General features: G+C 72.6%; 9 protein-coding genes. 5 read left to right on the top strand and 4 right to left on the bottom strand.

Annotation, left to right across the window (positions count from 1 at the left end):
• Positions 1-2: 2 nt before the first annotated feature.
• The gene (locus tag IO20_RS0129015) at positions 3-947 is read right to left on the bottom strand and encodes an ABC transporter substrate-binding protein (protein WP_030555156.1); all 945 of its coding nucleotides are present in this window, start codon (positions 945-947) and stop codon (positions 3-5) included.
• A gap of 340 nt (positions 948-1,287) precedes the next feature.
• Here IO20_RS0129015 and IO20_RS0129020 point away from each other — a divergent pair, with 340 nt between their 5' ends.
• The 5 genes from IO20_RS0129020 (at position 1,288) to IO20_RS0129040 (ending at position 8,390) form a co-directional block, all read left to right on the top strand.
• A complete protein-coding gene (locus IO20_RS0129020; RefSeq protein ID WP_030555158.1) occupies positions 1,288-2,718 on the top strand; it encodes a pre-peptidase C-terminal domain-containing protein in 1,431 nt (476 codons plus the stop codon).
• A gap of 130 nt (positions 2,719-2,848) precedes the next feature.
• Positions 2,849-4,087, top strand: coding sequence for an MFS transporter (locus IO20_RS0129025; protein WP_030555160.1), 1,239 nt, complete (start codon positions 2,849-2,851; stop codon positions 4,085-4,087).
• Between the two features lie 67 nt (positions 4,088-4,154).
• Positions 4,155-4,574 carry a GlcG/HbpS family heme-binding protein gene (locus IO20_RS0129030; protein WP_030555162.1) on the top strand — a complete coding sequence of 140 codons (420 nt, stop codon included), beginning with the start codon at positions 4,155-4,157 and terminating at the stop codon, positions 4,572-4,574.
• A gap of 131 nt (positions 4,575-4,705) precedes the next feature.
• Positions 4,706-5,581 (top strand): bis(hydroxyethyl) terephthalate hydrolase, encoded by an 876-nt coding sequence (bdeA, locus tag IO20_RS0129035; RefSeq protein ID WP_030555164.1) that lies wholly within the window; start codon positions 4,706-4,708, stop codon positions 5,579-5,581.
• Positions 5,582-5,708: 127 nt separating this feature from the next.
• On the top strand, positions 5,709-8,390 hold the full coding sequence (locus IO20_RS0129040) for a helix-turn-helix transcriptional regulator (protein ID WP_051874779.1): 2,682 nt from the start codon (positions 5,709-5,711) through the stop codon (positions 8,388-8,390).
• A gap of 34 nt (positions 8,391-8,424) precedes the next feature.
• Here IO20_RS0129040 and IO20_RS0129045 read toward each other — a convergent pair whose 3' ends face one another.
• From IO20_RS0129045 to IO20_RS0129055, 3 genes are all read right to left on the bottom strand, one after another.
• Complete coding sequence (locus tag IO20_RS0129045) at positions 8,425-9,534, bottom strand: hypothetical protein (protein WP_030555169.1); 1,110 nt, start codon at positions 9,532-9,534, stop codon at positions 8,425-8,427.
• Positions 9,535-9,629: 95 nt separating this feature from the next.
• Positions 9,630-11,696: a pectinesterase family protein gene (locus tag IO20_RS0129050; protein ID WP_030555171.1), complete on the bottom strand. Its 2,067-nt coding sequence runs from the start codon at positions 11,694-11,696 to the stop codon at positions 9,630-9,632.
• Positions 11,697-11,806: 110 nt separating this feature from the next.
• Positions 11,807-13,072, bottom strand: coding sequence for an alpha/beta fold hydrolase (locus IO20_RS0129055; RefSeq protein ID WP_030555174.1), 1,266 nt, complete (start codon positions 13,070-13,072; stop codon positions 11,807-11,809).
• Positions 13,073-13,075: the final 3 nt, after the last annotated feature.

Raw genomic sequence — 13,075 nt, forward strand, 5'->3', positions numbered from 1 at the left:
CTTCAGTCGACCGCCGCGTTCTTGGTGGCTTCCTTGACCGCGATCGAGGCGACGCCGTACTTGTCGTAGATCCTGGTGACGGTGCCGTCGTCGATGAGGGCTTGGAGGGCCTTCTGGATGGCGTCGGTCAGTTCGGGCTGCTGCTTGCTGACGGCGATGCCGTTGGGTGAGGCGTTGTAGCCGCCGGGCGCGGCCGGGTCCTCGACCAGGTCGAAGGCCTTGCCCGCGTCCGCCGTCTTGGCGACCCAGCCGGCGGCCGGTTTCGTCAGAACCTGGGCCACGACCTTGCCGGAGCGCAGAGCGAGCTGGGCGTCGGAGTCCTTGGGGAAGGTCTGGATCTCCATGGCGCCCTTGCCGGCCTTCGCGCACTTCGCCTGGTGGGCCTTGAGGAGGTCGAGTTGGTTGGTCGCGGTCTGGACCGCGACCTTCTTGCCGCACAGGTCGTCGAGATCGGCGATCTTGGCGGGGTTGTCGTTGCCGACGAGGATGGCGGATCCCGACTGTGAGTAGTCGACGAAGTCGACGACCTGCTGACGCTCCTTGTTGTCGGTGATGGCCGACATGGCGGCGTCGAACTTGCCCGCCTGGATGGCGGGGACGATGCCGTCGAACTTCTGCGGCGTGAAGGCGAAGGTCACGCCGAGTTTCCCGCCGAGAGCCTGGCCCAGGTCGTAGTCGAGCCCGGTCAGCGCGGTCTCGCCTTCCTTCACGAACATCTCGAAGGGCGGGTACGGCACGTCGGTGGCGACGCGGACCTTCCCCTCCTTCCTGATGCCGTCCGGCAACATCGCGTGGAGGGCCGGGTCCTTCTTGATCTGGACGCCGTTGATGGTGACCGTTCCGCCTGCGGCGGGGGCGGGGTCAGGGTCTCCGCACGCGGCGAGCGTCGCGAGGGCCGTGGTCGTGACGACGGCCGCCGCAAGGCAGCGGGTAACACGAGCGTTCATCGGGGTCGAACCTCTCGGGAATTCAGCCGACGGCTTCCAGCCGCCGGTCACAGCACGGAAGTTACAGACCGGAGAACAAGTTGGCTAGATGTATCGCGCGTTACGTCGGTGTAGAGCCACTGAATCCATCGCATCGTGAGGCATTCGTGCCGTTTCAGCTGCCAACAGAGCAGTCGTGAACTGCGGCGGAGAGAATACGGGCCATACATCTTCCGCAATGGAGGAACCATCTGTAAGTTCCGCTACCAACTCGGATCCGGAGATCGCACTCGCCGGTACGTCACTTCGGCACTCGCGGCCCTCCCCACCGACACCACCCCTCTCCCCCATGGAGCGCATCATGGCGTCACCCGCCACCCGCAGAACCGCCCCGGCACTGGCCGTCACGCTGCTGACCCTGACGATGTCGCTCACGGCACAGCAGCCCGCCCACGCGGCTGCCGAGCGCGTCCGGCTCGGTTCCGCCGCGGACGTCAGCCGCACCTCGTGGAACGGCCCGGCCTTCACGATGAACGGAGCCGGTGCCGTCGTGCCCGCCTCCATGAACAGAGCCATCGAGGAGATCCGCGGCGGAACGGGAAGCATCGACGTCGTCGTGCTCGCCGGCTCGGCGCCGACCTCGGGCAGCAGGACACCGGAGTGCGACTCCGTCATGGTTCTGACGGGGGTCAACTCCTGTACGACCTGGACGCTCACCGCGGCCACGGACGGCAACAACAACCAGGTGAACACCGACGTACGCAACGCCGAGTTCGTGTACTTCGCCGGGGGCGACCAGTGCCGGTACGCCACCTGGAAGGGAACCGCCCTCGAAGCCTCCGTGGAGTCCGTGGTGGCCAAGGGCGGCGGATCGGGCGGGGGCAGCGCGGGCCACCACATCAACAGCCCCCTCGTGTACGACGCCTGCAACGGCAGCGTCACGAGCGGCGAGGCATTGGCGAATCCCTACGACCGCCACATCAGCTTCACCACCGGCATGTTCCAGTGGGCCCACTACGGCGGGGTCGTCAACGACTCGCACTTCGTGACGCGCGACCGCATGGGCCGCAGCATGGCGTTCGTCGCCCGGGCGGTGAAGGACGGACTCACCACGGGTGGCGCCGCCTGGGCCGTCGGGGTCGAGGAGGGCGGCGGCTCGCTGTTCATCGACCGCAACGGCATGGCGACCGAGTACGGCAAGGACGCCTACGTCATCCTCGCCGACCATCAGCCCGAGCAGGCCGTGGACCGCAAGCCGCTGACGTACTCCGACTTCAAGATCTGGCGCCTCACGCCGGGATCGACGTTCGATTTCAGGAACCGCCCCACGTGCGGCTACTACCTGCGCAGCGTCACCAACGGGGTCACCGACGCCAACCCCTACAACGGCACCCCCGTCACCGACTGCGGCCACCCGTCCGGCGACAGCCTGACGGAGACCGAACCGAACGACACCCGCGACACCGCGAACGATGCCACCGGCCTCTCCTCCCCCACCGCTCTGAACGGCAGCATGAAGTCGACCAGCGACCGCGACCACTTCAAGGTCACCTTGGCTTCAGGACAGAACGCGTCGGTGCAGTGCGCCGTCCCGGGCGCCTACGACGCCGACCTCTACTGGCTCGACTCCTCCGGCAGCACACTGGAGCGCTCCGTCAACGACGGCGCCGGCACCGACGAAGCCCTCACCTTCACGAGGACCGCATCCGGTTCGGGTACGTACTACGTGGACATCGAGGCCTACCGCGGCTCCGGCTCCTCCACCTACACCTGCGCTCTGACCAAGAGCTGACGAGCTTCCATCCCGCCCGGCACCCAGAACTCACATGAGCACGCTACCCGCGTTTGCGTTTATGGCGCGTCTGCAATTATTGTTGCAGCTCGTAAACAGCTTGCTCAAGCACATGCGGAAAGGTGGAGCCATGCCGCTCGCGCTCCTCGCTCTAGCCGTCGGGGCCTTCGGGGTCGGAACAACTGAGTTCGTCGTCATGGGGCTGCTGCCCGACATCGCCGCCGACTACGGCGTCTCCATCCCCACCGCCGGGCTGCTGGTCACCGGCTACGCGCTCGGCGTCGTCGTCGGCGCGCCGCTGCTGACCGTTCTCGGCGGCAGGGTGAGCCGCAAGCGGATGCTCATGCTGCTCATGGGACTGTTCGTGGTCGGCAACGTGCTGTCCGCCCTCGCCCCGAGCTTCGGGACGATGCTGGCCGGCCGTGTGGTCGCCTCGCTCGCCCACGGGTCGTTCTTCGGCATCGGGTCCCTCGTCGCCGCCGGCCTCGTGGCCCCGGACAAGAAGGCCGGCGCCATCGCCACCATGTTCACCGGCCTGACCGTCGCCAACATCATCGGCGTACCGCTCGGCACCTTCATCGGGCAGGCCGTCGGCTGGCGCACCACCTTCGCGGTCGTCGCCGCGCTCGGTGTCGTCGGGCTGCTCGGCATCGCCCGGCTCGTACCCGCCATGCCCCGCCCCGAGGGCGCCCGCCTGGACCGGGAGCTCAGGGCGTTCCGCAACCCGCAGGTGCTGCTCGCCATGGCGATGACCGTGCTCGGCTTCGGAGGCGTCTTCGCCGCCATCACCTACATCGCACCGATGATGACCGAGGTCGCCGGCTACTCCGAAGGCGCGGTCACCTGGCTGCTCGTCCTCTTCGGCGTCGGCATGTTCCTCGGCAACCTCATCGGCGGCCGGTACGCCGACCGCGCCCTGATGCCCCTCCTCTACGCCACCCTCGGCGGGCTCGCGATCGTCCTCGCGCTGTTCACCGTCCTCGCCCACGACAAGGTCCTCGCCGCGGTCGCCGTCCTGCTCGTCGGCGCGCTCGGCTTCGCCACGGTGCCGCCGCTGCAGAAGCGCGTCCTCGACCAGGCGCACGGCGCGCCGACCCTGGCCTCCGCCGTCAACATCGGCGCCTTCAACCTCGGGAACGCGCTCGCCGCCTGGCTCGGCGGCGTCGTCATCGCCGCCGGCTACGGCTACACCGCCCCGAACTGGGTCGGTGCCGCCCTCGCCGCGGCCGCCCTCGGCCTCGCCTTCTGGTCCGCCGCGCTGGAGCGCCGGACCCCGGCGGCCGGCGTTCCTGGCGCGGAGCCCGTCGCCGCGGACGCCGTCCGCGCCGGTGGCACCGGCGCCGAGGCCCGTACCCCCGTGCACCACTGACGCCCCTCTTTCCCCCACCGCAGTACACCGCCGTACACCGCCGTATCCCGCCCCGAGGAGAAGCACCATGAGCACCACCGCCGTCACCCCGCTGACGACCGCCGACGCGGACCGCCTTGTCGCGACCGCCCGCCGCGCCGCCGAAAGCACCGGGGTCACCGTCAGCGTCACCGTGCTGGACGCCGGCGGGCACCCGCTCGCCTTCCGCCGTGACGACCGCGCGGTGCTGATCTCGGGCGAGACCAGCACCCGCAAGGCGTACACCGCCCTCCAGCTCGACGCACCCACGGCCGACCTGGTCGACCTCGTCAAGCCCGACGGCCCCTTCCACTCGCTCACCACCGCCCTCGACCGGCCGCTGCTCTTCATCGCCGGCGGCGTGCCCATCCACCGCGACGGCCGGCTCATCGGCGCCATCGGCGTCGGCGGCGGCGCCCCCGAGCAGGACCACGCCTTCGCTCTCACCGCCGTCGAGGCCCTCGTCTGAGCGGAGACCGGTGGTTCTGCCGATGCCGTCGTGTCGTGCCGCGCCGACAGTGACCGGGCCAGTGCAGGACGCGCCGCCCTCCGGTTCCCCCGGGGGGCGGCCGTCACACGACACGAGAGGACGACTCCGTCGTGAAACGACACATCGCCGCAGCCGCCACCACCGCCGCCGCCTGCCTCACCCTGCTCCTCACCCCGAGCGCCGGCGCCGCCGGCACCGCCGCCAACCCGTACGAGCGGGGCCCCGCCCCGAGCCAGTCGAGCATCGAGGCCCTGCGCGGCCCGTACGCCGTCTCCCAGACCTCCGTCTCCTCCCTCGCCGCCACCGGCTTCGGCGGCGGCACCATCTACTACCCGACGTCCACCAGCGACGGAACGTTCGGCGCGGTGGTGATCTCCCCCGGCTTCACCGCCTACGAGTCCTCGATCGCCTGGCTCGGGCCGCGCCTGGCCTCGCAGGGCTTCGTGGTGTTCACCATCGACACCCTCACCACCCTCGACCAGCCGGACAGCCGCGGACGTCAGCTCCTGGCAGCGCTCGACCACCTGACCGAGCGCAGCTCCGTGCGGGGCCGGATCGACTCGACCCGCCTCGGTGTGATGGGCCACTCCATGGGCGGCGGAGGAACGCTCGAAGCCGCCAAGAGCCGGCCCTCGCTGCAGGCCGCGATCCCCCTGACCGGGTGGAACACGGACAAGAGCTGGCCCGAGATCACCACGCCCACGCTGGTCATCGGCGCGGACGGCGACACCGTCGCCCCGGTCGCCAGCCATTCGGAGCCCTTCTACCAGAGCCTGCCGAGCTCGCTCGACAAGGCGTACCTGGAGCTGAACGGCGCCACGCACTTCACCCCGAACACGTCGAACACGACGATCGCGAAGTACAGCATCTCCTGGCTCAAGCGCTTCATCGACAACGACACCCGCTACGAGCAGTTCCTCTGCCCGCTGCCGCGGCCGAGCCTGACGATCGAGGAGTACCGGGGCACCTGCCCGCACGATTCCTGACGATCGACCGGTCCTGCGGCGGCGCCCTGTGCGCCGTCACAGGACACGGCTCCCGGGTCTGGGCCACGGCCCACGCCCATGCCCGGGAGCCTTCCGCCGTTCCCTACGGGTCGGTAACGTCACCGCCGTGAGCGGATCGACGCAAGCCGCCGCGACCGGCCCGCGGCTGTACGACCGTCCGGCCGAACTCGCCGCGGTGACCAGGCTCTCGGCCCGTGCCGGCGCCGGAGCCGGCGGCGTCCTGTTCGTCACCGGCGACCCCGGCGAGGGGCGCACCGCGCTCCTCGCGCGGGCGGCCCACGACTTCCCCGGCACGGCCCACCGGATCGCCGCGCCCGCGCACCGGGGCGCCTGGAGCGGGGTGCGGGCCCTGTGCGCCGCCCTCGCGCCCCACCCGTCCGCCGGTCGTCGGGCGCTGCGGCTCGCGCGGGGCGAGGACGGTGTGACCGCGGCCGTCGACGGTCTGACCGGTGGTCTTCCGGTACTGATCTGCCTGGACGACCTGCACCTCTGGGACGCCCACTCGCGGGCCGCTCTCACCACGGCCTGGCGGGAGCCCGGCCCCCGGTCGGGCAGGACGGCCTGGCTGGTGTCGGCGGCCCGTCACCACCGCCTTCCCGAGGTGCCCGAGGCGGAGACCGTACGCCTCGGGCGGCTCTCCCGGGACGGTGCGCGGGCGCTCCTGGGCGATCTGTGCGCGGTGCCGCCGCCGGCCGCGGTCGCGGAGCGGCTGCTCGACGAGGCCGCCGGGCACCCCGGTGTGCTGGCCTCGGCGGTACGGCGCCTCGCGACCGGTCCCGCGCACGGCTCCGTACCCCCGTCCGGGCCGCTCGTCGACGGCACCGTCCTCGCCGAGGTGTACGGCGGTCTGGTGGACGGTCTTCCGGTGGACTCCCGCCGGCTGCTCGCGGTGGTGGCCCTGGCGGGCCGGGGCGACGAGGGGTCGCAGGCCTTCGCGGCAGGTCCCGAGGTGTTCCAGGCGTACGAGGTCACGCTCGGCGCCGTTCTCGCCACCGCGCGGGCGACCCGCACCTCCGTCGAGCCGCTGGACGGTCTGATCACGGACGGTCTGCTGTGCCGCAGGGGCGACGCGCTCCGCTTTGAAGACCCGTTCCTCGGCCGGGCAGCACTCGCGTCCGCCCCCGCGTCCTGGTACGCGGGGCACGAGCGCGCCGCCGCCTGCGACCGGACCACGCCGGCATCCGCGCAGCCCGCGCCGGCCGCGCCGGCGCCGCACTCCGTGCCCGTCGCGCGTCCCTCCGCACCGGTCGACCCCGCGCTCGCCCGCGGCGAGGGGCACCGCGCCGACCGGCTCGGCCCGCCGGCCGCCGTACGCGCCCTCGCTCCGGTGGTCCGCGGCCGTTCCCAGCTCGTCCGCGGTCTCGCGGCGCTCGGCGGCGGCCCCGTCATGGAGGCGCACGAAGTACTGCTGCAGGCCGCCGAGTTGCTCGACGACCGGGAGCCCGCGGAGGCGTCCGACGCCCGGTTCCTCGCGATGGAGGCCGCCTGGGCGGGCGGCGACGTCGCCGCGTGCCTGGCCGCCCTCGGCTCGGGGGCCACGCCCCGGGGCACCGAGCGCGACTTCGTCGAGGGGCTGCGCGCCGCCCTCACCGTACGGCTCGACCAGGCCCGTTCCGCCCTGGCGCGGGTGGTCGCCCGGGACGGCGCCCTGGACGATCCCCGGCTGCTGCTGCGGGCGGGTTCGGCCGCGCTCGTGCTCGGCGACACCGTGGCGGCCTCCCGGATCCACGCCCGTGCGCTGGCCCGCGCGCGGGCCGAGCACCGTACCGCCCTGGTGCCACGGGCCCTGGAGCACCTCGCCTACGCGGAGCTGCGCGCCGGCCGGTACAGCGGGGCCGCGCGGGCCGCCCGGGAGGGGCTGCGGGCGGCCGAGCTGACCGGCCAGTGCAACATCGCCGCCCATCAGCACGCCGTCCTCGCCCTGGTGGCCTCGGTGGCCGGTGACGGGCCGACCGTCACGGAGCACGCCGGGCGGGCCCTCGACACGGCGCTCCCGCACGGGCTCGTCCAGGCCGCGACGCTCGCCGAATGGGCTTTGTCCCGGGCCGAGTTCGGGCGGGGTCTGGCGGCGCAGGCGGCGTCGCGCCTCGCGCCGCTCGTCCGGCCGGGTCCGCGGGGCGGCCACTTCGCGCTGCGGATGCTGGTGATCCCCTGTTTCGTGGAGGCGGCCGTCGCGTCCGGGCGGCGCGCGGAGGCGCGGGTGGCGGCCGAGGAGTACGCGGTCTGGGCCGTCCAGGGCATCGACGGCTCGGCACCTGCCCAGCTGGCCCGCTGCCGGGCGCTGCTCGCGCGGGGCGAGGAGTCGGCGTACTGGTTCGGTGAGGCCGTGCGCCGTCACGACAGCTGCGGCAACGACTTCGAGCGTGCCCGTACCCTCCTCGCCTACGGCACGTGGCTGAGGCGCCGTCGGCGGCCGGGCGACGCGCGTGGTCCGTTGAGCGACGCCCTGGTCACCTTCGAACGCGCCGCGGCGGACGGCTGGGCCGAGCACGCCCGTTCGGAACTGCGCGCCACCGGGGGCACCACGGGCGGGGTCACGGATCCGGCGGCGCTGGGGCGGCTGACGCCGCAACAGCAGCGGATCGCCCGCCTCGTCGCCGGGGGCGCCACCAACCGGGAGGTCGCCGACCGGCTCACCCTGAGCCCCCGGACCGTCGACCATCACCTCCGGAGCGTCTTCGCCCGGCTCGGCATCCGCTCCCGGGTCGAACTCCCCGCGGTGGTCGGACTGTGGGACGCCCAGCGGGAACCCGACACCGGCGTTCCCGCCCGGCACGCGCGCGCGTGAGCCGGGTCCTCAGGCAGGACTTCCGGACACGGCCTTACGAGCGCGTCGCCGTCCTGCAGCCGCCGTCGGGGGACTGCGGGCCCTCGTCCATCGACGTGCTGCGGTCGTACGGGTCGACGGTGGCGCCGCCGGCCGTGCCGGTGTCCTGGCCTCCCTCGCCGAACTCCGGGGTGAAGTAGCCGGTGTGGGTGTCGCAGCCGCCGTTGGTCATGTCGACCTTGTACGAGACGAGGGAGAAGGTCCCCGGCGCGGTGACGACCTTCGAGGGGTCGTGCCAGTCCAGGACCACCTCGCGCCGCGCGATCGTGCGCACGATCTCGTCGCCCCCGCCGGCCGCGGCCGCCCGTACGACGGGATACACGTAGGTGACGTCGGTGGTCACCCGGAGGGCGCCGTTCGCGCCTTCGCCGTAGGTGATCCGGCCGCGGGTCCTGACCACGTCGCCGACCACGCGCGCGTGCGTCGTGTCGAACCGGCTGAAGAGCAGCAGCGGGTCGTTCTCCGCGGTCGGCGTGCGGAACGCGGCGGCGAGGAAGTCCTTGACGTCCCGCTGGTGCGGGTTGATCAGGGCGATCGCCTTCGTGGGGCGTTCCCCGGCCAGCACGGCCGGGTCGAGGTTGGACGCGGCGAGGAAGTCCCGGGTCTGCCGGAGGGCCTTCTCCACCTGCGCGGTGCTCATCCATCCGGTGGCACGGGCCGCCGGGACCGTGATCCCGGCGGTTCCGTCCGCCCAGCGCGCGGCGGGTGAGCCCTTGAACGGCTGGTCGAGCGTGGGCCGCCCGGCCGGTTCGACGGGCGGGGCGCCGTCCGGGCGCTCCGACTCCTGGGCGAGCGGCGGCCCGGGCGGCCCGTCGCCGTCGGTCGAGCCGATCATCCGCCACGGGTCGAACGCCACGACCAGGAGGGCCACGGCGGCAAGCAGCCCGACCACGTACCAGCCCTTCTTCCGCCGGGGCGGGGGCGGGGTGTGCGTACGCCATCCCCCGCTGCCCGCGGGCTCGTCGCGCAGGCGTTCCGTGACGAGCCGGGCGCGCGCCGACGGTTCCTTGGGCGCGTCGGCCACGCCGTCCACCGACTCCCGGAGGAACCGCTCCCACACGTCGTCCGGCACGGACGAACCGTCCTGGTCCCCACCCGCGTTCACACCGCACTCCTTCTACACCGAGTATCTGTTCGACCCCACCCCTGGGCTCCCGCATGATCGCACAGCCACGGCGGGCCCCCTGGGGCGGTTCGGCGTCAGCCCGCCGTCGGCGTCCAGCCGTCGAGCCAGTGCGCGGTGTCCTGGCCGGCGGCCTGTGCGTCCGTCAGGTGGGGGCGGTCCGGGTGGGAGGGGCCCGAGCCGGGGCCCGTGTTGCGGTACTCGGCGAAGCGGTCGTCCTTCCAGGAGAAGCCGCTCATGTCGGTCCAGGGGGTGGGCTTGACGGCGGCGCTGAGGACGCTGTCCCGGACGGTCGTCTGCGGGTCGAGGGTGGCGTCGCCGCCCGCGTGCCAGGGGCGTCCGAGGTAGAAGGTGCCCGGGCTGACGTCGCCGTTGACGGTGGAGCGCGTGATGAGGAATCCCTTGCGGCCGGCGGGGGTGCTGGGCGCCGTCACGTATCCGGCGGACGTGCCGTCCCAGCGCTTCTTCAGGGCGAGGACGGACCTGTCGATCACGGCCGTGGCCCGGCCGAAGACGAAGTCGACGTTGCCGATCACGTACGAGTTGGTGACGTACACCCGGCCGGTCCTGTCCTTCGCGGCGGTGTCGAGGAGCAGGGTGTCCTGGTCTCCGGTGATGATGACGCCGTCGAGGAACACCCGGTCGGCGGCGGTGCGCAGGGCCACGGCCTGGTGGCCGTTCAGGTTCCTGTTCGCCGCCTCGTCGAAGTCGTTGGAGAGGGTGAGGTTGCGCGCCTGGAAGTCGTCGGCCTCGACGGCGACGGTGGCGCTGCCGCCCGTTCCGTACGTGCCCGAGCCGTCGGGCCTCGTCATGCCGGAGGCGTGGCCCTCGACGATGACGGTGTCCTTGCGGCTTCCGCCGGTGCCCTCGATCGTGACGTGGGGCTTGTTCGAGGGGACCTTGACCGTCTCGCGGTAGACGCCGGGGGCGACCCGGATCACGACGCGGGAGGTGCTGCCGGCCGGTACGGCGTCGACGGCCTTCTGCACGCTGGTGAACCGGCCGCTGCCGTCCTTCGCCACGGTCAGGACGGTGGCGGCGGCGGTCGGGGCCGGAGTGGTGCCGAGGGTGGAGCGCGGGCCGGCGCCGGACCTGAGCAGGTCGGGCACGGCGGCCGTCGGGTCGGGGGTGTACGGGTAGTACGCCCTCGGGTCGAACGCCGTTCCGCCGCTCTCGTTGCGGCCGGTGGTGCCGGAGAAGACGTTGCCGCGCTGGACGAGCGCGGCGGTGGCGTCCTTGATGACGGGGTTGTTCACGCCCTGGAAGACGCTGTTCTCCAGGACCATCCGCGTCCTGCCGCGCGCGTAGTTCCCGTAGGACGAGGTGATGCCCGTGCCGGGGTCGTCCTGGAGCAGGTTGTTGTAGAGGTGGGCGTGGGCGACGTTGTCGGTGGAGGGGTTGCGCTGCTCGGTCTCGCGGATCCAGTTGTGGTGGATCGTGAGGTCGGCGGTGGCGTTCTCCGTCCAGCCGATGCCGAAGGTCTTGTTGTTGTGGCCGAGCCTGTTCCAGGAGACCGTGACGTACGTCGTGTCCTTGCGGCTGTCGATGAGCCCGTCGGCCATGTGCCGCAGGTCGTTGTGGTCGATCCAGACGTGGTGGGCGCCGTCCATCTGCACCGCGTCGAAGTCGTGTTCCTTGTCGTTCCAGACGCCCTGGTAGGAGTCCCGGATCGTCAGGTTGCGGATGATGACGTTGTGGACGCCCTGGCCGAGGAAGAAGCCTCCGCCGACGATGTGGCCCGAGGTGCCGGAGCCGATGATCGTCTTGTCGGAGGCGACCCTGATCTCCTTGCCGGTGGGGTTCACGGTGATCGTCCCGGCCACGACGATGACGTACGGCTCCGCGGCCGTCGCGTACTTCTCCAGGTCGGCGAGCGTCCTGACGGTGACCGTCCGCCCGTCGCGTCCGCCGTACGTGCCCTTCTGTCCGAGCGCGTCGACGGACGCGAAACCGTCGGCGACGGCGCTCGCCCACGCGGGGGCTGCGGCGCCGGCGGCCTTCGCCTCGGGCCGGGCGTCCGTGCCGAACACGTCGAAGGCCGTGCCGTACGCCAGGACCCCTGCCGCGGTGAGCGCCGCCGGAGCACCGATCGCCAGAGCCCTTCCGCGCCTGCGGTGCCTCGCCCTGCCTCGCGTCTCGGTCATGTCGTACGTCCTTCCGTCCGTGGGGGGTGCCCGCCGGGAAGGGCGGGCGGACGGTAGTCGCCGCCGGGGCGCGAAAGGTTGCCCCGGGTCTCGGGCGTTCCTCGGCCGGATCAGGCGCGGCCGGCCGCCAGGTCCGTCAGGCGGGCGAGGACGCGGCCGCCCGAGGCGGAGAGTCCGTCGTGCTCCCACTCGTTGGTGACCCAGACGCGGGTGGCTCCGATCTCGCGCGCCGTACGCAGGGAGAGGCCCGCGTCGACGTACATGTCGTCGTGGTGGACGATCGCGGCGAGCGGCACCCTGTTGGCGGCGAGGCGGTGCGGGTCGTACAGGGGCGGCCAGTCGGAGCGGGCGGCGAGCAGATCCGCGGCGTCCGCGAAGGGGCGCAGGCCCGCGATCTCCCGGAACATCCAGGGGTACATCATCTCGCCGGTCAGCAGGAGCGGATCGGCGTCCCCGGCGAACTCGGGGAAGGCCGCCAGGGCGCGGGAGGCGGCCCAGCCGGTGGGTCCCTCGCCCTGCCCGTACAGCGATTCCTGGAGGACGGCGAAGAGCGGGTCGCCGGTGAAGCCGGTCAGGGACATCACCTGATGGAGGAAGGTGTCGCTCAACTCCCCTGCGGCGTCGAAGGCTTCGTCGAGAAGCCAGTGGACGCGCTCGAATCCGTCGCCCATGCCGAGCGCGAGTCCGAGGGTGCGCAGCCGGTGGGGGGTGAGGCGGTCGCCGTTCGGCAGGCGGATGTCGTCGGACGCGAGGAGGTCGGCGATCCTCCGGAGCCGGGCGGCGTCCTCGGGGTAGCGGGCGTAGAGGCCGAGGACCCGGTCGCGGACGCGGGGGTAGGTGCGGGCGTACACGTCGTCGGCGGTGGCGGTCAGGCCGGGGAGGCCTCCGGCGACGTAGCAGGCGCGTAGTCCCGCGGGTGCCTGGGACAGGTAGGTGAGGGTGATGAAGCCGCCGTAGCTCTGCCCGAGCGTCTCCCAGGGGGCGTCGCCGCAGAGGGTGCGGCGGATCAGTTCCGCGTCGGCGACGATCGCGTCGGCGCGGAAGTGGGAGAGGTGCGCGGCGAGTCGGTCGGGCGAGGCGAACCGGGCGGCGGAGCGCGCGGTGACCGGGGTGGAGCGGCCGGTGCCGCGCTGGTCGAGGAGCAGCACCCGGTGGGTCTTCAGCGCGTGGGGCAGCCAGCCGGGCGAACCCGCCGTCGGGCGGGGCGACTTGCCGCCGGGACCGCCCTGGAGGTAGAGCAGCCACGGGAGCCGCTCGCCGGCACGGGACGGGTCGGCGACCTCGCGGGCGAAGACCTCGATGGTGGGCCCTCCGGGGGCCCGGTGGTCCAGGGGGACGGTGAAGGTGTGGTCGACGGTGGCGTACGCGGGGTTCATGGG

Source organism: Streptomyces exfoliatus (genome assembly GCF_000725545.1).
GTDB classification, from domain to species: Bacteria; Actinomycetota; Actinomycetes; order Streptomycetales; family Streptomycetaceae; genus Streptomyces; species Streptomyces exfoliatus.